The organism is Streptomyces sp. NPDC003697 (assembly GCF_053587115.1).
Window position 1 is genome coordinate 1 of the sequence record NZ_JBSFNN010000013.1, and the last position, 26,637, is coordinate 26,637.

The following is a 26,637-nucleotide window of genomic DNA, read 5'->3' on the forward strand; positions in this document are numbered from 1 at the left end:
CCACCACGCGCCACGGGAGGGGCCCCGCCCCCATTACCGGGGCCCCCCGGGCCCCCCCCCCCCCGGGGGGGCGCCGGGCCACGGCTGCGGCTCCAGGACCAACTCCAGGCGGCTCAGTCAGTGGTGAACTGGTGCAGTCCGGGGATGTGCAGGCTGCCGCCGAACTGGCCGGCCTGGACCACCTTGACCTTGGTGAAGTAGATCAGCGGGATGTCCAGCGGCGGCGGGCTGTCGGGGCTGAACGTGACCGGGATCAGTCCGAGCAGGTTGCCGGAGATGCTCTCGGTGTACATCACGGTGTCGCCCTCGCGGATGGTGGACGTCGAGCCCCTGGCCGCCTGCACGTGGTAGGTCTTGCCGGAGTTCTTGTCCCTGACGAGCTGGTGCAGATCACCGATGTCGGTGCCGTCCGTGACGACGTACTTCAGCACCTTCTTGGTGGCACCGCTCGCCGTTCTGACCTCGACGACGCCCTTGTACTGGGCGCCCTTCAGCAGCAGCGAGCTGGCCTGCAGCTCCCACGGGTCGTCCGGCACCAGGATGCGGTTGTCGACGCCGCCCTCGGCGTCGGTGGCCGCCTTGCAGTCCTCCGCGTTCACGGTGGCGCTCGCGGACGGGCTCGGCGAGGCGGTGGCCCCGTCCGCAGCGTCCTCGGCCGCCCCGGCCGCCTTGCCGGCGGTGTCCTTCGCCGTGTCCTTCGCCGTGCCGGCGGCCTTGTCCGCGGTGTCGCCGGCCGGGTCGGTCGCGGACCGGTCCGGGGAGTCCGACGGGGCGTCAGCGGTGGCGGTCGCGGAGGGCGAGGCGGACGGCGCCGGAGCGGCGGGCGCCGAAGTGCCGGACTGCGCATCGGGGTTGTGGCCACCGGTGACGATGTCCGTGAGCGCGTCGCCGACGGTGCCCAGCAGCCCGCCGCTCCCGCTCCGGGACGGCGACGGGCTCGGCGAGGCGGTCTCGCCGCCGGAGGTGTCCGCGGTGGAGTCCGAGCCGGCCGGCGTGCCGGAGCCGGGGGTGGACGCCCGGGAGGCCTTGTCGTCGGAACCTGAATCCGACGAAGAGGTTCCGGACGCCCCGCCGGCGGACGGCTTCCCGGTGGAGGAGGTCGCCGACGGCGCGGGCTCCGCCGTGTCCTTGCCGTCGTCCTCGCCGGTGGCGCTCGCGGAGGCGGACGGCGAGGGGGAGGCCGAGGCCTCGTCACCGGAGCCCTCCAGCGCCGCCACGCAGGCCTTGTACTCCTCGGCGGTCAGGCTGTTGGACGACGAGGCCGACGGGTTGTTGTCGGCGAGGGCCAGCGTCGGGGTGAACCCCATCGCCATGAGGACGGCCGTGGGCATCGCCGCCATGGCGATCGCCTTGCCCGGGGGCACGTGGAACCGGGTGAACAGCGGCTTCCTCGGGGCCGCGTGGCGCGGTCCCGTGCTCCCCTGCGCCGCAGCCGCCACGCCCGCGCCGAAGACCTCGTCAGCCGACACGGTGCCCCCCGTCCGGTCCTTCGGCGCGCACCCCGTCGTACGCGCCGGTGCCCGGCTCGTACGAGGGGCCCGGGACGCCCGGCTCGGCGTGGGTGGCCCCGGGAACGGGGCCCGCGCCCTGGGCGGTGGGCTGGGGCTCGTCGTCCTGCTCTGCGGTCCGCGCCGCCTTCCCCCTGCCGGGCGCCCAGGAGACGGCGAGCGCGCCGCCGACCATCGACAGCAGGAAGCCCAGCAGGAAGCCGCCTATGTTGGAGACCACCAGCGACACCAGGGCCAGGACGATCGCCGCCACACCGGCGAAGACCCGGGTGGCCTGCTGGAACCACATGGTCAGGCCGAGCGTGATCAGCAGGACGCCGATGATCAGCGAGCCGGCACCGGCGGTGGTCGCCATGGCGACCGACATGGTGCCCAGCTTGAGCGTGGCATACGGGAAATAGGCGATCGGCACCCCGCCGAGCAGGGTGAGCAAGCCTGCCCAGAACGGCCGGGTGCCCCGCCAGTCACGGAATCGCAGACGCAGCCGGGTAAGGTTCCCGGCGCTCTGGACCGGAGTCTCGGCACTCATGGAAAACAGCTCCCTGGGTCCGGTGGAAGTACGTACCGGCTCGGCCGTGGGCGTGGAGAAGCCGGAAGGGTCTGAGTCTGTGAAGCCGGCCCGGCTCAATGCGCCGGGCCGGGCCTGCGGGGCGGGGAAGCGACGGCTCCCCCGCCCCCTGGGGGCGGCTCAGCCGCCCCGCCTCACCCGGTGACGGGAGCCGTCAGTAGCACTCCATCTTCGGGTCCATGCCGAGACGCATCGACAGACCGCTCAGCTTGAACGTGCCGGCCGTGGTCGCCCACGCCGTCTGCTTCACGCCGTAGAGGTCGGCCGACTCCGCCTGCTGGGCGAAGCCACCCGGCAGCGCGTTCTCGCCCTGCCTGATGGCGGGGCCACGGGTCTTGTCCTTGACCGCGACGCCGATGTCGATGTTGTTGAACGTCGCGTCGGCGTCGAGCTGGGCGACGTCGATGTAGAGGTTCGAGGCCTCGACCTTCTTCTGGTCGTTGGGCCCGGCGTCCAGACGGAGGTAGACGGTCTTCCCGATGAGCGGGATGTCCGTCTTGACCGACTGGCACATCTTCGTGATCGTCGCGGTGTCGAACGACGAGATCGCGACGGGGTGGACCGTCTTGGTCTTGCCGTCGGTCGACGTGTAACCGCTGTCGATGCCGCCGTACTGGGCGAAGCCCTCACCGTGCAGATGCCCGGCGCTGACCTTGAACTCCTGGCCGGAGACGCTGAAGGACGCCGCGAGGGCACCCTGCGCCAGGCCGACACCCACACACGCCGCGGCGGCCACGCTGGGCACCATGACGACGGCGAACCGCTTCCATCTGGTCCCGCCACGCACCTGGGACTCCATATTTCCTCCTTCTCGGACGTACATCTCCTGGCCTCGACTCGCCGCGGTCGGCGGCTCAGCCGGGCAGGGATGGGAGAAGTGCTACGTCCTCGGGAAGGAGAGCGCCCGCGCTCGGTGGCGCGAACAGCGCCCGAATCACCGGCGATCACCCCCGAGCGACAACCACTGGTCGCGCCTGACACGCATCACGCACAACCTTGCGGACAGGCTTCACCGGATCGGCGAAGACCCCCCTGTCCAAGAGCCGGCGTCACTACCGCCCGCTCTGCTCGGTGGGGAACCGGACTCCCCGTCACCCAACCGGCTGCCGGGGTACGGGAACGGACCGAGCGTGGCCGATCGTGGTGCATTCTCGCCGTCGACACAAGGGGGTTCGTTACTGGCTAGTAACGAACGGATAACCGGGAAACGACACAGTGAGCGTGCTCGACGACACACGGTGGCAGTCGGGGCCAGGACAAAACTATTGATCGTTGGACGGAACCAGACAGACCACAGCTCCTGGCTTACTGGCAGTAACAGCGGCCGCGATTGCCAAGTTTTGGCAAAACGCGGCCGCTGCGAGCCGTTTCAGCGGAACTTTCACCCGGGCCCCACAGGCCCGCGCGTTTAGTGACTGGTCGGAACCGGGCGCCCGCCCCGCATCAGAACAACGCCCGCGCCAGCGCCCGGCGCGCGCCCGTCACGCGGGGGTCCTCCGCCCCGACCACCTCGAAGAGCTCCAGCAGTCGCAGCCGTGCCGCGTCCCGGTCCTCGCCGGCCGTGCGCCGCACGGTCTCGATGAGCCGGCCGAACGCGTCCTCCACGTGCCCGCCCACCAGGTCGAGGTCGGCGGCGGCGATCTGCGCCGCCACGTCGGCCGGCTTCTCGGCCGCCTCCTGGCGCACCCGCTGCGGATCCAGGCCCTGTACGCGCTGGAGCAACTCCGCCTGGACGAGCCCGAGTTTGGCCTCGGCGTTGGCCGGTTCGTCGGCGAGCACGTTCTTGTAGGCCTGGATGGCGCCGCCCAGGTCACCGGCGTCCAGAGCCTGCGCGGCCGCGTTCAGGGCGGCCTCGTGCGGGCCCGCCGGCGGGGCGGCCGGCTGCTCCGCGCCCGGCTCGGCGTCGGAATCGACGGCCAGGCCGGTGAGCCCGAAGCGCTCCTCGGCCACCTGCACCAGCTGGTCCAGGGTCTGCCGGATCTGCGTCTCGCCGGCGGCCCCCTGGAAGAGGGGCAGGGCCTGCCCCGCGACGACCGCGAAGACGGCCGGGATGCCCTGGATGCCGAACTGCTGCATGAGCAGCTGGTTGGCGTCGACGTCGATCTTGGCGAGGAGGAAGCGCCCGTTGTACTCGACGGCCAGTCGCTCCAGGACCGGGCTGAGCTGCTTGCAGGGCTGGCACCACTCGGCCCAGAAGTCGATGACGACCGGCACCTCGGCGGAGCGCTGCAGGACGTCGCGTTCGAAGGTCGCCTCGTCGACGTCGATGACGAGGTCGGCGGGGGAGACCGCCCCCGGCCCGCCCTGCTGTGCCGCTTGGGCGCGCGCCTGCTCCGCCTTCGCCTTGGCCTCCTGGGCCGCCTTCACCGCGGCGAGGTCGACGACCCCGCTCATGGACATGTTCCGTGGCTGCATGCGTCTATCCTCCCCCCTACTGCGCGCGCGTGTGAAAACGGCCGGGAAAGCCGCGGCCGCGTGTGCCGCCCGGCGCCGGTCCCCACCGGACGCCGTGCGGCGGTTCCACCGCGTGGTGCTGTCGCGTGATGTGCGTGTTGCCGTGCTGTGGTCGTCGCCCGAACCACGTGCCTGCGCACGTGGTTTCGATACGACCCGTAGCGTAATGGCACGGGGTGCCTCCGCGAAACCACTACCCGGTGATCTCCCTCACGACCGCCCGGAACCGGCCGCTCGGGGGCCGTCCGGTGGATCGAGGTGAGCAATCCCGGTGCAGCGGTCGACCGGGGTCCGGCACGACCCGCATCGGACGCCGCGAGCCTGCTCCACCAGGGACGACGGGACAGCCCTTAGGGTCATGGCATGCAGAGCAGCACCCCCGCGCGCGGCCGGCCGCGCAGCGCCGCCGCGGACGCCGCGATCCTGGCCGCGACCCGCTCGGCCCTGGTCGAGCTGGGCTGGTCGGGGCTCACCCTCCAGGACGTCGCCACGCGGGCCGGAGTGGCGAAGACGACCCTCTACCGCCGCTGGGCGGGCAAGAACGAACTCGTCGTGGACGCGGTGGCCGAACTCTTCGACGAGCTGCGGCTGCCCGACCTCGGCAGCCTCGCCGCCGACATCGAGGGCGTGGTCCTGCAGTTCGCCGCGATCCTGGCGCGTCCCGAGGCGCGCAGTGGGCTGATGGCGGTGGTCGCGGAGTCGACGCGCGACAGCGCGCTGCGGGAGCGGATCCGCACCTCGATCGTGGAGCGGCAGAAACGGCTCGTACTGGAGGGCAGGGCCCGCGCCCAGGCGCGGGGCGAGCTTCCGCCGGAGCGGGGACCGGAGGAGGCCGCCCGCACGGTCGACCTCATCTTCGACGTGGTGGCGGGCGCGGTGGTGCACCGCACCCTCTTCAGCGCCGAACCGGCGGACGAGGAGTGGGTGCGCGGCTTCACCAGAGTGCTGCTGCTGGGGCTGTCGGGGGCGACGCAGCAGGATGACCGCGACGCCCCCGCGCAGACCGGCTGACCGCGACGCCCGCTCGCGCGGGCCGGGTGACCCGTGAGGCCCGTCGCGGCCGGCACGTTCAGAATCCGGCGGGCTCGGTGTACACCCCCCACTCGTCGCGCAGCACGCCGCAGATCTCCCCCAGCGTGGCCTCCGCCCGGACCGCGTCCAGCATCGGCTCGACCATGTTGGAGCCGTCGCGTGCGGCGGCGAGCAGCGCGTCCAGCGCGGAGCGCACCCGGGCGTCGTCCCGTGCGGCCTTGCGCGCCCCGAGCACCCGGACCTGCTCCCGCTCGACCTCGTGGCTGACCCGCAGGATCTCCAGGTCCCCGGTGACGGAACCGGTGTGGACGTTGACGCCGACGACCTTCTTGTCGCCCTTCTCCAGCGCCTGCTGGTAGCGGAAGGCCGACTCGGCGATCTCGCCCGTGAACCAGCCGTCCTCGATGCCGCGCAGGATGCCGGACGTGACCGGTCCGACGGGGTGCCGGCCGTCGGGGTGGGCCCGCAGGCCACGCTCCTTGATCTGGTCGAAGATCTTCTCGGCGTCCGCCTCGATCCGGTCCGTCAGCTGCTCGACGTACCACGAACCGCCCAGCGGGTCGGCCACGTTGGCCACGCCGGTCTCCTCCATCAGCACCTGCTGCGTGCGCAGGGCGATCTCCGCCGCCTGCTCGGAGGGCAGCGCGAGGGTCTCGTCGAGGGCGTTGGTGTGCAGCGAGTTGGTGCCGCCCAGCACCGCCGCCAGCGCCTCCACGGCCGTGCGCACCACGTTGTTGTACGGCTGCTGCGCGGTCAGCGAGACACCGGCGGTCTGCGTGTGGAAGCGCAGCCACTGGGCCTTCTCGGACCGCGCGCCGTAGACGTCCCGCATCCAGCGCGCCCAGATGCGGCGCGCGGCACGGAACTTGGCGATCTCCTCGAAGAAGTCGACGTGCGCGTCGAAGAAGAAGGACAGGCCGGGGGCGAAGACGTCGACGTCCAGGCCGCGGCTGAGGCCCAGTTCGACGTACCCGAAGCCGTCCGCGAGCGTGTAGGCCAGCTCCTGCGCCGCCGTCGAGCCGGCCTCGCGGATGTGGTAGCCGGAGACCGACAGGGGCTTGTACGCGGGGATGCGCCGCGCGCAGTGCTCCATCAGGTCGCCGATCAGGCGCAGATGGGGCTCGGGCTGGAACAGCCACTCCTTCTGGGCGATGTACTCCTTGAAGATGTCGGTCTGCAGCGTGCCGTTCAGGACGGCGGGGTCGACGCCCTGGCGCTCGGCGGCGACCAGGTACATGCAGAACACCGGGACGGCGGGGCCGCTGATGGTCATCGACGTCGTGACGTCGCCGAGCGGGATGTCCCGGAACAGCACCTCCATGTCGGCCGCGGAGTCGATGGCGACACCGCAGTGCCCCACCTCGCCGAGCGAGCGCGGATCGTCGGAGTCGCGGCCCATGAGCGTGGGCATGTCGAAGGCGACGGAGAGGCCACCGCCGCCCGCCACGAGGATCATCCTGTAGCGCTCGTTGGTCTGCTCGGCGTTGCCGAACCCGGCGAACTGCCGGATCGTCCAGGTGCGCCCGCGGTAGCCGGTCGGGTGGAGCCCGCGGGTGAAGGGGTACTCCCCGGGCCAGCCGATCCGCTCGAACCCGTCGTAGGTGTCCCCGGGCCGGGGGCCGTACACCGGCTCCACGGGGTCGCCGGAGAGCGTGGTGAAGTCAGCGTCGCGCTTGCGTGCGGCGTCGTACCGGGCCTGCCAGCGACGGCGGCCCTCCTCGATGGCGTCAGCGTCCATACCTACGAATTTACTTGGACGTCCTAGTAAATGTCGACGGCTGACCGCCGTACGCGTGTCCGTACGGCGGTCGGGCGGCTCCCGGGGACGGTGGCGCTACGCCTTGGCCACCGCGGGGGAATCCTCGGCGAGGCGGGACTCCAGCTGGTGGCTGACCCTGCGCTCCACGAAGAAGGCGGCCGTCGGGATCGTCCCGGCGATCAGCACCCACAGCTGCTTGCCGACCGGCCACTTCGCCTTGGAGCCCAGGTCGAAGGCGAAGACCAGGTAGACCACGTACAGCCAGCCGTGCGCGATGCCGACGACGCGCGTGAAGTCCGCCGCGCCGTCGATGTCGAGCAGGTACTTGGCGATCACGCCGAGGGTCAGCAGGACCAGCAGGACGCCGGTGACGTAGGCCATGACCCGGTAGCGGGTCAGCACGCTTCGTTTCATGGACACGAGCGTAACCGCCCGAAAGATCCCGGCTTCGCCGGGGAGCACCATGCCCCGCCGGCCGGTGCCGCGGGACGACCGCCGGGCCGCCCCGCACCGCCGGGGAGCGGCACCCCACCGGCGGAAACGCCCTACTCGTCGTCGAAGTCGTGCGCGGCGATCCGCAGCGGCCGCAGCATCGCGAAGATCTCCGCGCACTCCTCGGCGTCGTAGGCCCCGAGCCCGAAGTCCATCGCCATCAGGTCGCGGGTGGCGGCCTCGACGACCTCGCGGCCCTTGCCGGTGATGACGGCGAGCGTGCCGCGCCCGTCGTTGGGGTTGGGCCGCTTGTCCACCAGGCCGGACCTGACCAGCCGGTCCACGGTGTTCGTCACGGAGGTGGGGTGCACCATGAGACGCTCGCCGATCTTGGACATCGGCAGCTCACCCGCCTTGGAGAAGGTGAGCAGGACCAGGGCCTCGTAGCGAGCGAACGTCAGCCCGTACGGTTTGACCACCGCGTCGACCTCGGCCAGCAGGATCTGGTGCGCGCGCATGATCGAGGTGATCGCGGCCATCGGCGGCACGTTTCCCCAGCGCTGCTTCCAGAGCTCGTCGGCGCGGGCGATGGGGTCGAAGGGAAGACTGAGGGGCTTCGGCACGTCATCAGACCCTACCGGGCGGTCACACCGGGGCCGGCCCTGTCTCGCCCTTCGGTCCCCCGCCGCCCGCTCCGCGCTCCACACGCCGCGCCCCCACGGCCAGCAGCAGGCAGCACACCGTGCCCACCGCGCCGGCGCCCGCCACCGTGGCACGTACCCCGGCGATCTCGGCCGCGACGCCCGCCAGCGCCATGCCGACGCCCTGGACCGTCATCAGCCCGGCCGTCAGCAGGGTCATGGCCCGGCCGCGCAGCTCCTCGGGCACGGCCCGCACGAGCATCTGGTCCAGGCCCAGGGTGTAGGCGGCCCCCGCGCCGGAGACCAGCAGCAGGAGCAGCGAGACGGCCAGGCCCGGGCGGAGGGCGTAGCCGAGGTACGGCAGCAGACCGAGGCAGAGCAGCGGCAGGACGGCACGCTCCCGGACGGCCGGCCGCAGCCGCGCGCCCGCGTACAGCTCGCCGGCGACCGTGCCCACCGGCAGCGCGCACATCAGCAGGCCGAGCCCGACGGACCCGGCGCCCAGGGCGTCGGCGTACGGGGCCGCCAGCGCCTCGGGCACCACGGAGAACATCGGCGGCACCCAGAAGAGCAGGAGCAGCGAGCGGACCCGCCGGTCGGCCAGGACCCGCCGGGAGCCCCGCAGCGACTGGGTCACCAGGGCGCCCCCGCTGCCGGCCCGGGCCGGCCGGCGCCGCGTCCCGAGGCGCAGCAGTGCGGCCGAGGCGAGGAACGTGCCCACCGTGACCAGCAGGGCGTGGCGCGGGGAGACGGCGGTGAGCAGCAGGCCGCCGAGCCCGTAGCCGACGAGCAGCGCGCTCTGCGCGGTGATCCGCAGCAGGGAGCGGCCGAGGACGAACAGCTCGCCGTCCCCGAGGATGTCGGCGAGCGTGGCCATCCGGGTCCCGGCGAAGACGGGCGAGACGACGGCGAGGCAGCAGCGCAGGGTGAGCAGCAAGCCGATGGAGGTGCCCGGCGCCGCCATCGGCGCGACGCAGGCCGCGCACACCAGGTCGCACACCACCAGGACGCGCCGGGCGGGGAAGCGGTCGGCGACGCCCGCGAGCAGCGTCCCGCCCACCAGGTAGGGCAGGAAGCCGAGCGCGAAGGCCAGCGCGCTCATCAGCGGCGAGCCGGTGAGGTCGTAGACGAGGACGGACAGCGCGATCTCGCTGACGATCACGCCGAGCATGGACAGCAGGTGGGCGGCGAAGACGGCGCGGAACTCGCGGACGGCGAGGACGCGGCCGTAGCCGGCGGAGCGGGCGGGCGTCCCGGCCGGGGCGGCGACCGGCGCACGGCTCTCCTGTGACGTTTCGGGCATACGCGGAGGGTGCACGTGCGGATGCCGCCACCCGTAGAGTTTCGGCTCCAGCCGAATCTTCCGGAGGGGACGCCGTGCCGTCGCTGCTGCACTTCGGGGACGACGACCTGCTCAGGTGCCGGTTCGCCGTCTCACCGCTGTGGGAGACGCACGAGGCGGTGCGCACGCTGATCCGCCCGCAGCGGCACGGCTACCACCCGGCCTGGCTGCGCCGCGCCCGCGCCCGTGCGGCCTCCGCCGGTCTCGACCTGACCCCGCTGTGGCTGCTGATGCCGCGCCGGGGGCACAGCGCCGACTGGCTGATGCCGCCGCCCATCGGCACGGCGGCCACCTTCGAGGAGGAGATCGCGGCGGTCCGCACGGCCGACCCGGAACTCGTCCGGCACGACACGGCCCGCTCGCTGGCGGACACCCCCGGCGCGCTGGACTCCCCGGCCGGACGTGCCCTGCTGGCCGACCCCGTCCGCGCGGTCGAAAAGCTGACCGACCTGATGACGGCGGCCTGGCACACCCTCGTCGAGCCGGACTGGCCACGGCTGCGGGCGCTGCTGGAGGCGGACGTGGCGTTCCACTCGCGGCGGCTGGCCGACGTGGGTCTCGGCGGCCTGCTGCCGGAGATCAGCCCCCGTCTCGCCTGGGACGCCCGCACGCTCACCGTCGAGTGGAGGGGCGTGCACGAGCGGCACCTCGACGGCCGGGGCCTGATGCTGATGCCGAGCGTCTTCTCCTGGCCGGACGTGGTCAGCAGCTTCGACCCGCCGTGGCAGCCGACCCTGGTCTACCCGGCGCGCGGCATCGGCGGTCTGTGGGTCGAGCCGGTCGAGCGTGCGCCCGAGGCGCTGGCCCGGCTGCTGGGACGGGGCCGGGCCGCCGTGCTGACGGCCCTTGAGGACCCGGCCACCACCTCCGCCCTGGCCCACCGCCTCGGCCTGGCGCCGTCCTCGGTCTCCGCCCACCTGGCGGCCCTGCGCGACGCGGGCCTGCTCACCTCCCGCCGCTACGGCCACCAGGTGCTGTACGAACGCACTCCGCTGGGCTTCGCCCTGGCGTCGGGCGGGGGGTGACGCCCACGAGGTCCCGGCCCCCGCCCCGGGACGCCCGGGCGACCGGCGCGGGGACGCCGAGGGCGGAACACCGGGCGCGGTCGTGCCGCCGGGGCGGCGTGACCGCGTACACCTAACGGGCCAGGTGGCGCTCCACCGTCTCGACCTTGCGGGTGAGACCGTCGGTCACGCCGGGGCGGAGGTCGGCCTTGAGGACCAGGGAGACCCGCGGGGCGCGCGCCTCGACGGCCGCGACCGCCCGCCTCACCACGTCCATCACCTCGTCCCAGTCCCCCTCGATCGAGGTGAACATGGCGTCCGTGCGGTGGGGCAGGCCGGACGCGCGGACCACCCGGACGGCGTCGGCCACGTACTCGCCGACGTCCTCGCCTACGCCCAGCGGCGTCACGGAGAAGGCGACGATCATGCGTTCACGACCCCCTCGCGGCGGGCCCGGGAGGCGATGACCTCGTCCTCGGCGGCCCGCTTGAGCCTGCGCTCGGCGAAGAAGCCGCCGGTCGGCAGCACCGACAGCACGAAGTACAGGGCGGCGGTCCCCAGGCTCCACCTGGCCCGGTTCCAGGCGTCCGCCCAGAACAGCACGTACAGGATGAACAGGACGCCGTGGATCGCGCCCATCACGGGCACCGCGTTGAAGTCCGTGGTCCGCTTCAGCACCGAGCAGACCAGCAGCAGGAGGAAGGACACGGCCTCGGGGGCCGAGACGAGGCGGAGGCGGCGGAGGGCGGTGGCGGTCTTGAGGTCCACGGGTCACCTTCGGAGGGGAGAGACGCTAAAGGACGCGGGCGGCTTGTGAACGCAAGCACAAACGCCCGTCCATTGTGGCAAACCTCCGGCGGTCCGTCGGGGCCAGGGGGCCGCGGCGCCGGCGTGCCGGGGTCCGCTCGGGGTCCGTCTCCTCCGGGGGTACCTGTCCGGGCCGGCCGGTCGCCCGCTACCTTCACAGCGTGGCGACGTTCCGGCTTCAGGGAAGCAAGGTGCTCGCCGTCGACATGACCGGGGACGCCGTCAAGGCGAAGAACGGCTCGATGGTCGCGTACGACGGGCAGATGGCCTTCAAGAAACTCAGCGGCGGCGGCGAGGGCCTGCGGGGCATGGTGACCCGGCGGCTCACCGGCGAGCAGATGACCGTGATGGAGGTGCGCGGACAGGGGACCTGCTGGTTCGCCGACCGGGCCTCCGAGATCAACCTCGTCGGCCTGCGGGGGGACCGGCTGTACGTGGAGTCGAGCAACCTGCTCGCCACGGACGCCGGGCTGCGCACCGGCACGACGTTCACCGGACTGCGCGGGGCCTCGCAGGGCAACGGGCTGTTCACGACGACGGTCGAGGGGCACGGGCAGGCGGCGATCCTGTCGGACGGGCCGGCGGTGGTGCTGCGGGTCAGCCCGCAGTACCCGCTGATCGTCGACCCGGGCGCGTACGTCGCCCATCAGGGCAACGTGCGGCAGTCGTTCCAGTCCGGCGTGACGTTCCGCACGCTCCTCGGCGAGGGCGGCGGCGAGGCCTTCCAGATCCGCTTCGAGGGCGACGGACTCGTGTACGTCCAGCCCAGTGAGCGCAACACGATCGCGGGGGATGTGTGACATGGCCTTCCGGGAGCTCAACTCGAAGGTGGTGGAGGCGACGGTGACGCCCGGGCAGCGGCTGTTCAGCCAGCGCGGCGCCATGCTCGCCTACCGGGGCGAGGTCTCCTTCACCCCCAACGTCCAGGGCGGCCAGGGCGGCGTGATGTCGATGATCGGGCGCCGGCTGGCGAACGAGGCCACGCCGCTGATGACCGTGGAGGGCAGCGGCACCGTGCTCTTCGGGCACGGTGGCCACCACGTTCACGTCATCCACCTCACCGGTGACACCCTCTACGTGGAGGCGGACCGGCTGCTCGCCTTCGAGGGCACGCTGCGGCAGGGCACGATGTTCCTGGGCTCGCAGGGCGGGGTCATGGGCATGGTCCGCGGCCAGGTGACGGGCCAGGGGCTGTTCACCACCACCCTGCAGGGCCAGGGGGCCGTCGCCGTGATGGCGCACGGCGGGGTCTTCGAGGTCCCGGTCATCCCGCAGCGGCCGGTGCATGTCGACCCGCAGGCGTACGTGGCCCACCACGGCGACGTCCGCAACAAGCTGTCGACGGCGCTCGGCTGGCGCGACATGGTGGGCCGCGGCTCCGGCGAGGCGTTCCAGCTGGAGCTCAGCGGGAGCGGTGCCGTCTACGTCCAGGCCTCGGAGGAGAAGCTGTGAGCGCATACGGGGGCGCCGGGCCCGTGGTGTACGACCCCACGACCCTGCCGGCCGACGACAACGTCAACGCCTACACCTTCTGCGTCGCGCTCGCGGGGAGCCAGTGGTTCCTGCAGAAGGGGAAGATGATCGCCTACTACGGGGCGATCGAGTTCAACGGCGTCGGGCACGGACGGCTGGACCGTCTGGTGCGCACGTCCTTCCATTCGCCTCTGCACGCGAGCGACTGGGTCGTGGCGGAGGGCTCGGGCAGGATGCTGCTCGCCGACCGGGCCTTCGACGTCAATTCCTACGATCTGGACGACGGCAACCTGACCATTCGCTCCGGCAACCTCCTCGCTTTTCAGCCAACTCTTTCCCTGAAGCAGTCGATCGTGCCGGGCTTCCTGACCCTGATCGGAACCGGAAGGTTCGTGGCCGCGTCCAACGGTCCGGTCGTCTTCATGGAGCCACCGATCCGGGTGGACCCGCAAGCGCTTGTGGGGTGGGCCGACTGCCCGTCGCCCTGCCACCACTACGACCACGGCTATCTGACCGGGGTAATGGGCGGTCTACGTGCGATGACGGGCCTCGGCGGGGCCTCCGGGGAGGAGCACCAGTTCGAGTTCGTGGGGGCCGGTACGGTGCTGCTGCAGTCGACGGAGACCCTGATGGCCGAGCAGGCCGCCGGAGGGGTGCCGAACGAGCCCGGCGTACCGGGCGGCGGCGGGGTACCCGGAGGGCACGGACAGCAGCCGGGGACACCGCGCCTTCCCGGACAGCTGGGGGACCTCCAGCGTCGCTTCGGGCTGTGAGCGGTAGTCTGCGGAGTGTGACGGCTCGAACGCGTGCGCACCGTCACGACACCCCTCGCTAGTTCGCCTTTCAACTTTTTAGGTAGACTTCATTCATGGAGACCGACACGGCCACGCGCTGGCTGACCGATGCGGAGCAGTGCGCCTGGCGCACCCAGCTGGAGGTCAACAGGCTGTTGACGTACCAGCTCGAAAAGGACCTGCAGCCGTTCGGCCTGACGATGAACGACTACGAGATCCTGGTGAACCTCTCCGAGTCCGAGGACGTACGGATGCGGATGAGCGACCTCGCCTCCGCCACCCTCCAGTCCAAGAGCCGGCTCTCGCACCAGATCACGCGCATGGAGAACGCGAACCTGGTGCGGCGTGAGAACTGCGAGTCCGACCGCAGAGGCCTGTACGCGGTCCTCACCGAGCACGGCCTGGAGACGATGCGGAAGGTCGCGCCGCACCATGTGTCGTCCGTGCGCCGGCACTTCATCGACCTGCTGTCCTCCGACGCCCTGATCGAGCTCGACAAGGCCCTCAGGCCCATCGCGGAGCACCTGCGGGGGCAGCGGGGCCGTCCGTAGCGGCGCCAGGCATGGACACGCGTACGGCGGAGGCCGGAACCCCACACCCGGGGTTCCGGCCTCCGCCGTTCGTATGACGGAACGGCCACCCGGCCCGTCCGAGCACCGCCTGAGCCCGTCCCAGGCGCTGCTCAGCCCTGCGTCAGGCCCGCCACCAGTTCGTCCGCCGCCCGGTACGGGTCCAGCTCACCGGCGACGATGCGCTCGGCCAGCGCGCTCAGGCGGCGGTCGCCGTGCAGATCGCCGATGCGCTCGCGCAGGGCGGTGACCGCGATCGTCTCCACCTCGCGTGCCGCCCGGGACCTGCGGCGCTCGGCCAGCACGCCCCGCTCCTCCATCCAGGCGCGGTGCTTCTCCAGCGCCTCGACGACCTCGTCGACGCCCTCCGCACGCGCGGCGACCGTCTTGACGATGGGCGGGCGCCAGTCGCCCGGACTGCGGGCCTCGCCCAAGCCCAGCATGTGGTTCAGCTCCCGGGCGGTCGCGTCGGCGCCGTCCCGGTCCGCCTTGTTGACGACGTACACGTCGCCGATCTCCAGGATGCCGGCCTTGGCCGCCTGGATGCCGTCGCCCATGCCTGGGGCCAGCAGGACGACCGAGGTGTCCGCCTGGGAGGCGATCTCCACCTCCGACTGGCCGACGCCGACCGTCTCGACCAGGATCACGTCGCAGCCGGCCGCGTCCAGCACCCGGATGGCCTGCGGCGCGGCCCACGCGAGGCCGCCGAGGTGACCGCGCGTGGCCATGGAGCGGATGTAGACGGCGGGGTCGGAGGAGTGCTCCGACATCCGCACCCGGTCACCGAGCAGGGCACCGCCGGAGAAGGGCGAGGACGGGTCGACGGCCAGGACGCCGACCCGCCTGCCCTGCTTGCGGTACGCGGTCACCAGCGCCGACGTGGACGTCGACTTGCCGACGCCCGGCGAGCCGGTCAGGCCGACGACGTAGGCGTTGCCGGTCAGCGGCGCCAGCGCCGCCATGACCTCCCTCAGCTGCGGGGACGCCCCCTCCACCAGGGAGATCAGCCGGGCCACGGCCCGCGGCCGGCCTTCCCTGGCCTGGGCCACCAGAGAGGAGACGTCCTGCATCACTGCTCCGTTCTGCGTCGATCGGTGCGCCGCGCGGCGCTCGGGCCGGCTGGGCCCACCGGGAGGAGATGGGTCGGGAGATGCCCGGGGGTCAGGCCCTGGGCACCCGGAGGATCAGCGCGTCGCCCTGGCCGCCGCCACCGCACAGCGCGGCCGCGCCGACCCCGCCGCCCCGGCGCTTCAGCTCCAGCGCCAGGTGCAGCACGAGACGGGCACCGGACATGCCGATCGGGTGACCCAGGGCGATGGCGCCGCCGTTGACGTTCACCTTTTCCGTGGACACGCCGAGGTCCTTCATTGACTGCACGGCGACGGCGGCGAACGCCTCGTTGATCTCGATGAGGTCGAGGTCGGAGACGTCCAGCCCCTCCTTCTTCAGAGCGTGCATGATCGCGTTGGACGGCTGCGACTGCAGCGAGTTGTCCGGACCCGCGACATTTCCGTGGGCGCCGATCTCCGCGATCCAGTCCAGGCCGAGTTCCTGGGCCTTGGCCTTGCTCATCACCACGACGGCGGCGGCGCCGTCGGAGATCTGCGAGGACGAGCCGGCCGTGATGGTGCCGTCCTTGGCGAAGGCCGGGCGCAGTTTGCCCAGCGACTCGGCGGTGGTGTCGCCCCGGATGCCCTCGTCCTTGCTGAACAGGACCGGGTCGCCCTTGCGCTGCGGGATCTCCACCGGGGTGATCTCGGCCTCGAAGACGCCGTTCTTCTGCGCGGCGGCGGCCCGCTGGTGGGACAGCGCCGCGATCTCGTCCTGCTCCTGGCGGCCGATGCCGAGGCGCGTGTTGTGCTTCTCCGTGGACTCGCCCATGGCGATTTCCTCGAAGGAGTCGGTCAGGCCGTCGTGGGCCATGGCGTCGAGCATGGCGACCGCGCCGTACTTGAAGCCCTCGCGGGACTTCGGCAGCAGGTGCGGGGCGTTGGTCATGGACTCCTGGCCGCCCGCGACCACGATGTCGAACTCACCCGCTCGGATCAACTGGTCGGCCAGCGCGATCGCGTCGAGGCCGGAGAGGCAGACCTTGTTGATGGTGAGCGCCGGGACGCTCATCGGGATGCCGGCCTTGACCGCGGCCTGACGTGCCGGGATCTGTCCCGCCCCGGCCTGGAGGACCTGGCCCATGATGACGTACTGCACCTGGTCGCCCCCGATCCCCGCACGGTCGAGGGCGGCCTTGATCGCGAAGCCGCCGAGGTCGGCTCCCGAGAAGGACTTCAGCGAGCCCAGCAGCCGCCCCATGGGCGTCCGGGCGCCCGCGACGATCACTGAGCTGTTCGTTGCAGAAGACATGATTCGCGATCCCCTTCCGGCTTGCACAGCCGAGGAGTGAACGAGGGTTTACTGCGAATGTACTGAGGGCCGGTCCGTCGCGTCATCGGGCCGTCGGTGTGATCGCGCGCACGTTGCGTAACCACCGCAGGAGCGCTGCACTGATTCCATGCTGACGCGCATCGACCACATCGGAATCGCCTGCCACGACCTCGACGCCACCGTCGAGTTCTACCGTGCCACCTACGGCTTCGAAGTGTTCCACACCGAGGTCAACGAGGAGCAGGGCGTGCGGGAGGCCATGCTCAAGATCAACGACACCTCCGACGGCGGATCGTCCTACCTCCAGCTGCTCGAACCCACCCGCGAGGACTCCACCGTCGCCAAGTGGCTGGCGAAGAACGGGGAGGGCGTCCACCACATCGCCTTCGGCACCGCGGACGTCGACGCGGACGCCGCCGGCATCCGCGACAAGGGCGTCCGCGTCCTGTACGACGAGCCCCGACGGGGCTCCATGGGGTCGCGGATCACCTTCCTGCACCCCAAGGACTGCCACGGGGTGCTGACAGAACTGGTCACTTCGGCGGCTGTTGAGTCGTCCGACCACTGACCGACGTACATAAGGGCCGGTAGGGTTGGGGGCGGTCGTCCCGCATCGCGAACCTCGGGACGACCGGGGGCCCGCCGTCGCCTGCGGCCGGGCCCAGCCGGGGTCCGGGTTTCGGGGGACGAGCGTCTGGGCGGCAGCCCGTGCTCCGCCGTCGATCTGACACCATTCCCCCGGGGGCCCCGTCCGTCGGATGGACGGAGCTCGTTTGGACAAGCTTGCGACCAGGGGACGGATGGGACCGCGCAGTGCGGGGCTACGAACGCCAGGAGCGAGAGCCGGCGGCTGACGTCGACCACCTCTCTCGGTTCGAGGCCGAGATGGAGCGGCTGAAGACCGAGCGGGAAAAGGCGATCCAGCACGCCGAGGACCTCGGCTACCAGGTCGAGGTGCTGCGCGCCAAGCTGCACGAGGCGCGCCGCACCCTCATGTCCCGGCCCGCCTACGACAGTGCCGACCTCGGCTACCAGGCCGAGCAGTTGCTGCGCAACGCGCAGATGCAGGCCGACCAGCTCAGGGCCGACGCCGAGCGCGAGCTCAGCCAGGCCCGGGCGCAGACCCAGCGCATCCTCCAGGAGCACGCCGAGCAGGCCGCCCGCCTGCAGGCCGAGCTGCACCAGGAGGCGGTCACCCGCCGCCAGCAGCTGGACCAGGAGCTCGCCGAGCGACGGCAGACCGTCGAGTCCCACGTCAACGAGAACGTGGCCTGGGCGGAGCAGCTGCGCGCCCGGACGGAGCAGCAGGCCCGCCGCCTGCTCGACGAGTCCCGCGCCGAGGCCGAGCAGGCGATGGCGGCCGCCCGCGCGGAGGCCGAACGGGTGACCGCCGAGGCCCGGCAGCGGCTGCAGAACGAGGCCGAGACCGCCCGCGCGGAGGCCGAGCAGATCCTGCGGCGGGCCCGGACCGACGCCGAGCGGCTGCTCAACGCCGCCTCCACGCAGGCCCAGGAGGCCACCGACCACGCCGAGCAGCTGCGCAGCTCCACGGCCACCGAGTCGGACACCGCGCGCCGTCAGGCGGCCGAGCTGGCCCGCGCCGCCGAGCAGCGCATGGCGGAGGCCGAGACGGCGCTGCGCGAGGCGCGTGCCGAGGCGGAGAAGGTCGTCACGGAGGCCAGGGAGGCCGCGGCCAAGGCGCTCGCGAGCGCGGAGGCGGCCAACGAGACGCGCACGCGGACGGCGAAGGAACAGGTCGCCCGCCTGGTCAGCGAGGCCACCAAGGAGGCCGAGTCCACCAGGACCGAGGCCGAGCAGCTGGTCGCGGACGCCCGCGCGGAGGCCGAGAAGATCGTCGCGGAGGCCGCGGAGAAGGCCCGCGCGGTCACCGCGGAGGAGGCTGCCACCCAGCTGTCCAAGGCGGCCAGGACCGCCGAGGACGTGCTGAACAGGGCGTCCGAGGACGCCAAGAAGACCACCAGGGCCGCCGCCGAGGAGGCCGAGCGGATCCGCCGGGAGGCGGAGGCCGAGGCGGACCGGCTGCGGGCCGAGGCGCACGACATCGCCGAGCAGCTCAAGGGCGCCGCCAAGGACGACACCAAGGAGTACCGCGCCAAGACGGTCGAGCTCCAGGAGGAGGCCCGCCGCCTGCGCGGCGAGGCCGAGCAGCTGCGCGCCGCGGCGGTCGCCGAGGGCGAGACGATCCGCGCGGAGGCGCGGCGCGAGGCCGTCGCGCAGATCGAGGAGGCGGCGAAGTCCGCCGAGGAGCTGCTGGCCAAGGCCAAGGCGGACGCCGACGAGCTGCGCCAGACCGCGACGGCGGACAGCGAGAAGGTCCGCACCGAGGCCATCGAACGCGCCACCACGCTGCGCCGGCAGGCCGAGGAGACCCTGGAGCGCACCCGCAAGGAGGCCGAGCGGCACCGTGCGGAGGCCACCGAGCAGGCGGAGTCCGTCCGGGCGGACGCCGAGCGCGCCGCGGGCGAGCTGCGCGAGGAGACCGAGCGTGCCGTGGCGGCCCGGCAGGCGGAGGCCGCCGAGGGGCTGACGCGGCTGCACACGGAGGCCGAGCAGCGCCTCGCCTCCGCGGAGCAGGCGCTCGGCGACGCCCGGGAGGAGGCCGCGCGGATCCGCCGCGAGGCCGCCGACGAGACCGAGCGGCTGCGCGCGGAGGCCGCGGAGCGCATCCGTACCCTCCAGCAGCAGGCCGAGGCGGAGGCCGAGCGGCTGCGCACGGAGGCCGCCTCCGACGCGTCCGTCTCCCGCGCCGAGGGCGAGGCCGTCGCCGTCCGGCTGCGGTCGGAGGCGGCGGCGGAGGCCGAGCGCCTGAAGGTCGAGGCCCAGGACACCGCCGACCGGGTGCGCGCGGAGGCACAGGCCGCCGCCGAGCGGCTGGGCGCCGAGGCGTCCGAGGCGCTGGCCGCCGCCCAGGAGGAGGCGGCCCGGCGCCGCCGCGAGGCCGAGGAACTGCTCGGCGCGGCCCGTGAGGAGGCCGACCGGGAGCGGGAGCGGGCCCGCGAGCAGAGCGAGGAGCTGCTGGCCTCCGCGCGCAGGCGCGTGGAGGAGGCGCAGGCCGAGGCCACCCGTCTGGTGGAGGAGGCCGACCGGCGCGCCACCGAGATGGTGTCGGCGGCCGAGCAGCACGCGCAGCAGGTGCGGGACTCCGTCGCCGGGCTGCACGAGCAGGCGCAGGAGGAGATCGCCGGCCTGCGCTCCGCCGCGGAGCACGCGGCGGACCGTACCCGGCGCGAGGCCGAGGAGGAGGCCGGCCGGGTCCGCGCGGACGCCTACGCCGAGCGGGAGCGGGCCAGCGAGGACGCGAGCCGGCTGCGCCGCGAGGCGAGCGAGGAGAACGAGGCCGCCAGGTCGCTGGCGGAGCGCACGGTCTCCGAGGCGATCGCGGAGGCCGACCGGATCCGCGCGGACGTCGCCGAGCACTCCCAGCGGGTGCGCACCGAGGCGTCCGACGCCATCGCGCAGGCCGAGCAGGACGCCACCCGGACCCGCGCGGAGGCCCGCGAGGACGCCAACCGCATCCGGTCCGACGCCGCCACCCAGGCGGACACCCTCATCTCCGAGGCGCGGGCCGAGGCCGAGCGCCTGCAGACGGAGACGGTCGCTCAGGCCGACCGGGTCCGTGCCGAGTCGGTCGCCAAGGCCGAGAAGCTGATCGCGGACGCCACCGGCGACGCGGAGCGGCTGCGGGCCGAGGCCGCCCAGACGGTCGGTTCGGCGCAGCAGCGCGCCGAGCGGATCCGCACCGACTCCGAGCGGCTCAGGGCCGAGGCGGAGGCGGAGGCGGAGCGCCTGGTGACCTCGGCGCGCGAGGAGGCCGAGCGGGCGCTGGACGAGGCCCGCAAGGAGGCCAACAAGCGGCGTTCGGAGGCGGCCGAGCAGGTCGACACGCTCATCACCGAGACCGCGGCGGAGGCCGACAAGCTGCTCACCGAGGCGCAGGCGAGCGCGGTCAAGACCAAGGCGGACGCGGAGTCGCAGGCGGACACCATGGTGGGCGCGGCCCGCCAGGAGGCCGAACGGCTGGTCTCCGAGGCCACGATCGAGGGCAACGGGCTGGTGGAGAAGGCCCGTACGGACGCCGACGAGCTGCTCGTCGGGGCCCGCCGGGACGCCACCGCGATCCGCGAGCGCGCGGAGGAGCTGCGTGAGCGCCTCACGGCCGAGATCGAGGAGCTGCACGAGCGGGCCCGTCGTGAGGCCGCCGAGACGATGAAGTCGGCCGGCGACCGCTGCGACGCCCTCGTCAAGGCGGCCGAGGAGCAGCTGGCCAAGGCGCAGGCGAAGGCGAAGGAGATCGTCTCGGAGGCCAACTCCGAGGCGGGCAAGGTCCGCATCGCCGCGGTCAAGAAGGCCGAGGGCCTGCTGAAGGAGGCCGAGCAGAAGAAGGCGACGCTCGTCAGGGAGGCCGAGGAGCTCAAGGCGGAGGCGATCCGCGAGGCCCGGCGCACCGTCGAGGAGGGCAAGCGGGAGCTGGAGGTCCTGGTGCGGCGGCGTGAGGACATCAACGCCGAGATCTCCCGCGTCCAGGACGTCCTGGAGGCCCTGGAGTCCTTCGAGGCGCCGTCGTCGGGGAAGGACCCCGGCGTCAAGGCGGGGGCGACGGTGGGCGCCCCCCGATCGGGTGGCAAGTCGCCAGAGGGCTAGCCTGGTGGGTGTGTTCAGGTGTGTTCTGGGGGCTTTGGCCAACTCATTGGCAAGCCCTGCGGGGCGCAGCCACCCGAAAGAGGTGTCATTCTCCAGATCAAACACGTATCCGCTCGATGACACGCCGTCCTGGCCCCTAGGATCGACCTATCACCTCACCGGTCTCATTCGACAGGAACCCCATGAGCGACACTTCCCCCTACGGCTTCGAGCTTGTGCGGCGTGGGTACGACCGCGCTCAGGTGGACGAACGTATCTCCAAGCTCGTCTCCGACCGTGACAGCGCTCTCGCCCGCATCACCGCTCTGGAGAAGCGCATCGAGGAGCTCCACCTCGAGACGCAGAACGCCCAGGCCCAGATCACCGACGCCGAGCCGTCGTACGCGGGTCTCGGCGCGCGGGTCGAGAAGATCCTCCGGCTGGCCGAGGAAGAGGCCAAGGAGCTGCGTGATGAGGCCCGCCGCGCGGCCGAGCAGCACCGCGACCTCGCCGAGTCGGCGGCCCAGCAGGTCCGCAACGACGCCGAGGCCTACGCCGTTGAGCGCAAGTCCAAGGCCGAGGACGAGGGCGTCCGGATCGTCGAGAAGGCCCAGAGTGAGGCCGCGCAGCTGCGCGCCGACGCGCAGAAGGACGCGCAGTCCAAGCGCGAGGAGGCCGACGCCCTCTTCGAGGAGACCCGTGCCAAGGCCGCGCAGGCCGCGGCCGACTTCGAGACGAACCTCGCCAAGCGCCGCGAGCAGTCCGAGCGCGACCTGGCGTCCCGTCAGGCCAAGGCGGAGAAGCGCCTCGCGGAGATCGAGCACCGCGCCGAGCAGCTGCGCCTGGAGGCGGAGAAGCTGCGCACCGACGCCGAGCGCCGCGCCCGCCAGACCGTGGAGACGGCGCAGCGCCAGGCCGAGGACATCGTGGCCGACGCCAACGCCAAGGCCGACCGGATCCGTTCGGAGTCCGAGCGTGAGCTGGCCGCCCTCACCAACCGCCGCGACTCGATCAACGCCCAGCTGACGAACGTGCGCGAGATGCTGGCGACCCTCACCGGTGCCGCGGTGGCCGCCGCGGGCACGCCCGCCGAGGACGACTCCGTCTCCCGCGGGGTCCCGGCCCAGCAGTCCCGGTGACAACCCGGCCCGTCCGGTGGCACCGGACGGACGTCGGCTGAACGGCACCGAAGCCCCCTTGCCACACTGGAGTGGCGGGGGGCTTCGTGCCGTCCTAGCGTGGCCGCATGATCGAGCTCGAGGGGCTGACGAAGCGGTACGGCGAGAAACTGGCGGTCGACGACCTCACGTTCACCGTCCGGCCGGGCACCGTCACGGGCTTCCTCGGCCCGAACGGCGCGGGCAAGTCCACGACGATGCGGATGATCCTGGGCCTCGACCGCCCCACCTGCGGAGCCGTCCGCGTCGACGGCAGGCCCTACCGCGGGCTCCGGGACCCGCTGACGTGCATCGGCGCCCTGCTCGACGCCCAGGCCGTGCACGGCGGGCGGACCGCCTTCGCCCACCTGCTGTGCCTCGCCCGGAGCAACGGCATCGCCACGAGCCGGGTGCACGAGGTCCTCGACACCGTCGGCCTCACCGCGGTCGCGCGCAAGAAGGCGAAGGGCTTCTCGCTCGGCATGAGCCAGCGGCTCGGCATCGCCGCCGCGCTGCTCGGCGACCCACGCGTCCTCATGTTCGACGAGCCGGTCAACGGCCTGGACCCGGAGGGCATCCACTGGATCCGCGGCCTGATGAAGTCCCTGGCGGCCCAGGGCCGCACGGTCTTCGTCTCCTCGCACCTGATGAGTGAGATGGCCCTCACCGCCGACCACCTCGTCGTCATCGGCCAGGGCCGGCTGCTCGCCAACACCTCCATGACCGACTTCATCGCCCGCAACTCCCGCACGTGCGTGCGCATCCGCACCCCGCAACGCGAACGGCTGCTCGACGTGCTCGCCGAGGCCGGCATCACGGTCGTGGAGGCCGGCGGCGGGCTGCTGGAGGCCGACGGCGGAAAGCCCGAGCAGATCGGTGAACTCGCCGCGCGGCACCAGGTCGTCCTGCACGAGCTGAGCACCCGCCAGTCCTCCCTGGAGGAGGCGTTCATGCGGCTGACCGCCGAGTCGGTGGAGTACCACGCGCACGCGGAGGCACCCGGCCGGACCCGGGGCGCCGACCCGCAGAAGGAGAGCTGAGGGACATGACGGCGACCCAGGTCATCCGGTCGGAGTGGACGAAGGTCCGGTCGGTCGCGTCCACCGTGTGGACGCTCTCCGCCGCCGTGGTCGTCACCGTCGCCCTCGGCATGCTGGTCTCGGCGCTGTCCCCCGGTGAGCCCGGCAGGCCGGGCCCGCGGCGGACGCTCACCTTCGATCCGACCCTCGTCAGCTTCGCCGGAATGGCGCTCGGGCAGCTGGCGATGATCGTCTTCGGGGTGCTCGTGGTGTCCACCGAGTACAGCAGCGGCACGATCCGCAGCTCGCTGGCCGCCGTTCCGCGGCGCGGCGTCTTCTACGCCGGCAAGGTCGCGGTCGCCGCCGGCGTCGCCCTCGTGGTCGGCATGGCCACCAGCTTCGCCGCGTTCTTCTGCGGGCAGGCCGTGCTCGGCCCGCTGCGCACCTCGCTCGGCGACCCGGGCGTGCTGCGGGCGGTCGTCGGCGGCGGCCTCTACATGACCCTCATCGCGGTGTTCTCGATGGGGGTCGCCGCGATGCTGCGCTCGCCGCTGCTGTCGCTGGGCATCCTGATGCCGTTCTTCTTCATCGTCTCCAACGTCCTCGGCAACGTCGCGGCGACGAAGAAGGCCGGCCGGTTCCTGCCCGACCAGGCCGGCGGCCGGATCATGCAGGTGGTCCCGCAGGCCGGCGACGACACCCCGTACGGGCCCTGGGGCGGCCTCGCGATCATGGCGCTGTGGGTGATCGCGGCCCTCGCCGGCGGCTACGCGGTGATGTCGCGGCGCGACGCCTGAGCCTGCCTGCTTTTACTCTCCCTTGAACGGAACCGTCAGCGCCCGGATATCCTCCTAACCCTTACGGGGGGCGTGTGCCCCGCTGACCTGAACCTTCCGATGGGTGCGGAGCATGATCGAGGCAGTCGGCCTGACCAAGCGCTATGGCGACAAGACCGCCGTGCACAACCTCTCCTTCCAGGTACGGCCAGGTGCCGTCACCGGCTTCCTGGGGCCGAACGGCTCCGGCAAGTCGACGACCATGCGCATGATTCTCGGCCTGGACAACCCCACCTCGGGCACGGTGACGATCGGCGGTCACCCCTACCGCAGGCTGCCGAACGCCCCCCGCCAGGTCGGGGCCCTGCTGGACGCCAAGGCCGTGCACGGCGGCCGATCCGCCCGCAGCCACCTGCTGAGCCTGGCGCAGCTCTCCGGCATCCCCGCCCGGCGCGTGGACGAGGTGCTCGGTGTCGTCGGCCTGCAGGACGTGGCCCGCAGGCGCTCCAAGGGCTTCTCCCTCGGCATGGGCCAGCGGCTCGGCATCGCCGCGGCGCTGCTCGGCGACCCGCAGGTGCTGCTGTTCGACGAGCCGGTGAACGGTCTGGACCCCGAGGGCATCCTCTGGGTGCGGAACCTGATGAAGGCCCTGGCGGCGGAGGGCCGGACCGTGTTCGTCTCCAGTCACCTGATGAGCGAGATGGCCCTCACCGCCGACCACCTGATCGTGATCGGGCGCGGACAGCTGCTGGCCGACATGAGCATCGGGGAGTTCATCTCCGCGAACTCCGCGGACTTCGCCCGCGTCCGCACGCCCGACACCGAGCCGCAGCAGCGCGAGAAGCTGACGTCCGCGCTCACCGAGGCCGGCGGGCACGTGCTGCCGGAGCAGGACGGCGCGCTGCGCGTGACCGGACTGCCGCTGCCGCGCATCAGCGACATCGCGCACGACACCGACGTCCGCCTGTGGGAGCTGTCGCCGCACCAGGCGTCGCTGGAGGAGGCGTACATGCGGATGACGCAGGCGGTCGTCGACTACCGCTCGACGACCGACCAGAAGGCCGGGCTGATGCAGCCGCTGCCGCCGGGCGCGCAGCCGCCGGTGCCGGTGCCGGGACAGGGCCAGCCGGGCTGGTACGCCCCGCCGCCGCCCCAGCAGGGCGGACAGCCGTTCGCGGCGCAGCAGGGACTGCCGGGCCAGTCGGCGGCGCCGGGCCACTACGGCGCGGGCGCCCCGGCCGGTGCCGGGCAGCCCGACCCCCACGCCCAGCCGGCGGGGAGCGCGGCCGCCCCGCAGGGCCACTCCCCCGCCCAGCCCGCGGCCCCCGGGCAGCCGCAGCCGCCCGCGCCGGCCCCCGCCCCCTCCACCGACGCCGACCCGACCAAGCCCGAGGACGCCCGATGAGCTCGCCCCAGACTCCGACGCCGCAGGCCGCGCCCGCCTGGCAGGCCCCGGCCGGTTCTCCGTACCCCGGCTACACCTCGCCGATCCCCGTCGTCCGCACGCACCTCGGGCACGCCGTCGCCTCCGAGTGGACGAAGATCAAGTCGGTGCGCTCCACGATGTGGACGCTCGGCGTGTTCGTCCTGCTCGTGGTCGGGATCGGCCTGCTGACCGGCTGGGTGGTCGCCCATTCCTCGAGCGAGCTGTCGAGCACGGAGAACCCGCTGTCCCTGGGCTTCTTCGGGCTGCTCCTCGGCAGCATCTGCGTCATGACGCTCGGCGTGCTGACCACGGCCTCCGAGTACGGGACCGGCATGATCCGGACCACGATGACGGCCTGCCCGACCCGCGGGCGGGTGCTCGCGGCGAAGGCGATCGTGTTCTTCCTCGTCGCCTTCACGGTCACGCTGGTGTCGGCCGCCCTCGTCGCCGTGGCGCAGGTGGCCATGCTGGAGGGCAGCGGCGGCCGGGATCCGTCCGGCGGGGAGTGGTTCAAGGCGACCGTCGGCGTCAGCCTCTACCTGGCGCTGCTCGGCCTGCTCTCGCTTCTCGTCGGCTCGATCGTGCGGCACTCGGCGGGCGCCATCACCATCATGATCGGCGCGGTGCTGGCCCCGCTGGTCATCGCGCTGTTCATGTTCGCCGAGTCACTGGACAAGGTCCGCACGGCGCTGCTGGAGTACTCCATCCCGAACCAGCTCAGCGTGTTCTACGCCAACTCCCTCAGCCGCTCGGGCCCGTCCGGCTGGGATCCGCTGTGGATCATGCTGGGCGTGACGGCCGCCGCCTTCGCCGGCGCCTGGCTCCTGCTGGACCGGCGCGACGTGTAGTCCCG

General features: G+C 72.5%; 25 protein-coding genes. 13 read left to right on the forward strand and 12 right to left on the reverse strand.

Translation table 11 applies throughout. From position 1 onward, the window contains the following. Window positions 1-113 precede the first annotated feature (113 nt). The 4 genes from ACWDNY_RS07670 to ACWDNY_RS07685 all read right to left on the reverse strand — a co-directional run bounded on the left by ACWDNY_RS07670 (window position 114) and on the right by ACWDNY_RS07685 (window position 4,491). Complete coding sequence (locus ACWDNY_RS07670; protein ID WP_451644809.1) at window positions 114-1,469, reverse strand: hypothetical protein; 1,356 nt, start codon at window positions 1,467-1,469, stop codon at window positions 114-116. Continuing rightward, a complete protein-coding gene (locus ACWDNY_RS07675; protein ID WP_451644810.1) occupies window positions 1,459-2,037 on the reverse strand; it encodes a DUF6114 domain-containing protein in 579 nt (192 codons plus the stop codon). Before ACWDNY_RS07675 ends, ACWDNY_RS07670 begins: the two co-directional genes overlap by 11 nt. Window positions 2,038-2,230: 193 nt before the next feature. After that, the gene (locus ACWDNY_RS07680; protein ID WP_451644811.1) at window positions 2,231-2,875 is read right to left on the reverse strand and encodes a DUF6230 family protein; all 645 of its coding nucleotides are present in this window, start codon (window positions 2,873-2,875) and stop codon (window positions 2,231-2,233) included. A 644-nt stretch (window positions 2,876-3,519) separates the two neighbouring features. Beyond that, window positions 3,520-4,491: a tetratricopeptide repeat protein gene (locus ACWDNY_RS07685; protein WP_451644812.1), complete on the reverse strand. Its 972-nt coding sequence runs from the start codon at window positions 4,489-4,491 to the stop codon at window positions 3,520-3,522. 402 nt (window positions 4,492-4,893) lie between these two features. Here ACWDNY_RS07685 and ACWDNY_RS07690 point away from each other — a divergent pair, with 402 nt between their 5' ends. Next, window positions 4,894-5,541, forward strand: coding sequence for a TetR/AcrR family transcriptional regulator (locus ACWDNY_RS07690; protein ID WP_451644813.1), 648 nt, complete (start codon window positions 4,894-4,896; stop codon window positions 5,539-5,541). A 58-nt stretch (window positions 5,542-5,599) separates the two neighbouring features. Here the strand turns inward: ACWDNY_RS07690 and ACWDNY_RS07695 are convergent, their stop codons facing one another. The 4 genes from ACWDNY_RS07695 to ACWDNY_RS07710 form a co-directional block, all read right to left on the reverse strand. Then, window positions 5,600-7,300 (reverse strand): acyl-CoA mutase large subunit family protein, encoded by a 1,701-nt coding sequence (locus ACWDNY_RS07695; RefSeq protein WP_451644814.1) that lies wholly within the window; start codon window positions 7,298-7,300, stop codon window positions 5,600-5,602. A gap of 96 nt (window positions 7,301-7,396) precedes the next feature. Continuing rightward, entirely contained in the window at window positions 7,397-7,735 is a 339-nt protein-coding gene (locus ACWDNY_RS07700; RefSeq protein WP_451644815.1) for a DUF3817 domain-containing protein, read from the reverse strand. A 131-nt stretch (window positions 7,736-7,866) separates the two neighbouring features. Next, the gene (locus tag ACWDNY_RS07705; protein WP_451644816.1) at window positions 7,867-8,376 is read right to left on the reverse strand and encodes a MarR family winged helix-turn-helix transcriptional regulator; all 510 of its coding nucleotides are present in this window, start codon (window positions 8,374-8,376) and stop codon (window positions 7,867-7,869) included. A 22-nt stretch (window positions 8,377-8,398) separates the two neighbouring features. Continuing rightward, window positions 8,399-9,697, reverse strand: a complete 1,299-nt coding sequence (locus ACWDNY_RS07710; protein WP_451644817.1) for an MFS transporter — start codon at window positions 9,695-9,697, stop codon at window positions 8,399-8,401. Between the two features lie 74 nt (window positions 9,698-9,771). Here ACWDNY_RS07710 and ACWDNY_RS07715 point away from each other — a divergent pair, with 74 nt between their 5' ends. Further along, entirely contained in the window at window positions 9,772-10,761 is a 990-nt protein-coding gene (locus ACWDNY_RS07715; protein ID WP_451644818.1) for a DUF5937 family protein, read from the forward strand. Window positions 10,762-10,873: 112 nt separating this feature from the next. Here ACWDNY_RS07715 and ACWDNY_RS07720 read toward each other — a convergent pair whose 3' ends face one another. Together ACWDNY_RS07720 and ACWDNY_RS07725 are read right to left on the reverse strand one after the other, a co-directional pair. Beyond that, window positions 10,874-11,167, reverse strand: coding sequence for an MTH1187 family thiamine-binding protein (locus ACWDNY_RS07720; RefSeq protein WP_451644819.1), 294 nt, complete (start codon window positions 11,165-11,167; stop codon window positions 10,874-10,876). Further along, window positions 11,164-11,508, reverse strand: a complete 345-nt coding sequence (locus ACWDNY_RS07725) for a DUF3817 domain-containing protein (protein ID WP_451644820.1) — start codon at window positions 11,506-11,508, stop codon at window positions 11,164-11,166. The genes ACWDNY_RS07720 and ACWDNY_RS07725 overlap by 4 nt, the downstream gene beginning before the upstream one ends. A 200-nt stretch (window positions 11,509-11,708) precedes the next feature. Here ACWDNY_RS07725 and ACWDNY_RS07730 point away from each other — a divergent pair, with 200 nt between their 5' ends. From ACWDNY_RS07730 to ACWDNY_RS07745, 4 genes are all read left to right on the forward strand, one after another. Further along, a complete protein-coding gene (locus tag ACWDNY_RS07730) occupies window positions 11,709-12,347 on the forward strand; it encodes an AIM24 family protein (protein ID WP_451644821.1) in 639 nt (212 codons plus the stop codon). A gap of 1 nt (window position 12,348) precedes the next feature. Further along, window positions 12,349-12,999, forward strand: a complete 651-nt coding sequence (locus ACWDNY_RS07735; RefSeq protein WP_451644822.1) for an AIM24 family protein — start codon at window positions 12,349-12,351, stop codon at window positions 12,997-12,999. Then, window positions 12,996-13,793, forward strand: a complete 798-nt coding sequence (locus ACWDNY_RS07740) for an AIM24 family protein (RefSeq protein WP_451644823.1) — start codon at window positions 12,996-12,998, stop codon at window positions 13,791-13,793. Before ACWDNY_RS07735 ends, ACWDNY_RS07740 begins: the two co-directional genes overlap by 4 nt. A gap of 95 nt (window positions 13,794-13,888) precedes the next feature. Beyond that, complete coding sequence (locus ACWDNY_RS07745; RefSeq protein ID WP_451644824.1) at window positions 13,889-14,365, forward strand: MarR family winged helix-turn-helix transcriptional regulator; 477 nt, start codon at window positions 13,889-13,891, stop codon at window positions 14,363-14,365. Between the two features lie 131 nt (window positions 14,366-14,496). On the opposite strand, the gene meaB is transcribed toward ACWDNY_RS07745, so the two are convergent. Both meaB and ACWDNY_RS07755 read right to left on the reverse strand, forming a co-directional pair. Beyond that, window positions 14,497-15,453: a methylmalonyl Co-A mutase-associated GTPase MeaB gene (meaB, locus tag ACWDNY_RS07750; RefSeq protein ID WP_451644825.1), complete on the reverse strand. Its 957-nt coding sequence runs from the start codon at window positions 15,451-15,453 to the stop codon at window positions 14,497-14,499. 91 nt (window positions 15,454-15,544) lie between these two features. Then, window positions 15,545-16,744: an acetyl-CoA C-acetyltransferase gene (locus tag ACWDNY_RS07755; RefSeq protein ID WP_451644826.1), complete on the reverse strand. Its 1,200-nt coding sequence runs from the start codon at window positions 16,742-16,744 to the stop codon at window positions 15,545-15,547. A 148-nt stretch (window positions 16,745-16,892) separates the two neighbouring features. Between ACWDNY_RS07755 and mce the strand changes: the two genes are divergently transcribed. The 7 genes from mce to ACWDNY_RS07790 all read left to right on the forward strand — a co-directional run bounded on the left by mce (window position 16,893) and on the right by ACWDNY_RS07790 (window position 26,632). Then, window positions 16,893-17,333 (forward strand): methylmalonyl-CoA epimerase, encoded by a 441-nt coding sequence (gene mce / locus ACWDNY_RS07760; RefSeq protein WP_451644827.1) that lies wholly within the window; start codon window positions 16,893-16,895, stop codon window positions 17,331-17,333. Between the two features lie 245 nt (window positions 17,334-17,578). Beyond that, window positions 17,579-21,427: a polarized growth protein Scy gene (scy, locus tag ACWDNY_RS07765; RefSeq protein ID WP_451644828.1), complete on the forward strand. Its 3,849-nt coding sequence runs from the start codon at window positions 17,579-17,581 to the stop codon at window positions 21,425-21,427. 182 nt (window positions 21,428-21,609) lie between these two features. Then, the gene (locus ACWDNY_RS07770) at window positions 21,610-22,545 is read left to right on the forward strand and encodes a cellulose-binding protein (RefSeq protein WP_451644829.1); all 936 of its coding nucleotides are present in this window, start codon (window positions 21,610-21,612) and stop codon (window positions 22,543-22,545) included. 107 nt (window positions 22,546-22,652) lie between these two features. Then, complete coding sequence (locus tag ACWDNY_RS07775; protein ID WP_451644830.1) at window positions 22,653-23,603, forward strand: ABC transporter ATP-binding protein; 951 nt, start codon at window positions 22,653-22,655, stop codon at window positions 23,601-23,603. 5 nt (window positions 23,604-23,608) lie between these two features. Continuing rightward, window positions 23,609-24,379, forward strand: a complete 771-nt coding sequence (locus ACWDNY_RS07780; protein ID WP_451644831.1) for an ABC transporter permease — start codon at window positions 23,609-23,611, stop codon at window positions 24,377-24,379. 112 nt (window positions 24,380-24,491) lie between these two features. Then, window positions 24,492-25,763 carry an ABC transporter ATP-binding protein gene (locus ACWDNY_RS07785; protein ID WP_451644832.1) on the forward strand — a complete coding sequence of 424 codons (1,272 nt, stop codon included), beginning with the start codon at window positions 24,492-24,494 and terminating at the stop codon, window positions 25,761-25,763. Next, on the forward strand, window positions 25,760-26,632 hold the full coding sequence (locus tag ACWDNY_RS07790) for an ABC transporter permease subunit (RefSeq protein WP_451644833.1): 873 nt from the start codon (window positions 25,760-25,762) through the stop codon (window positions 26,630-26,632). Before ACWDNY_RS07785 ends, ACWDNY_RS07790 begins: the two co-directional genes overlap by 4 nt. Window positions 26,633-26,637: the final 5 nt, after the last annotated feature.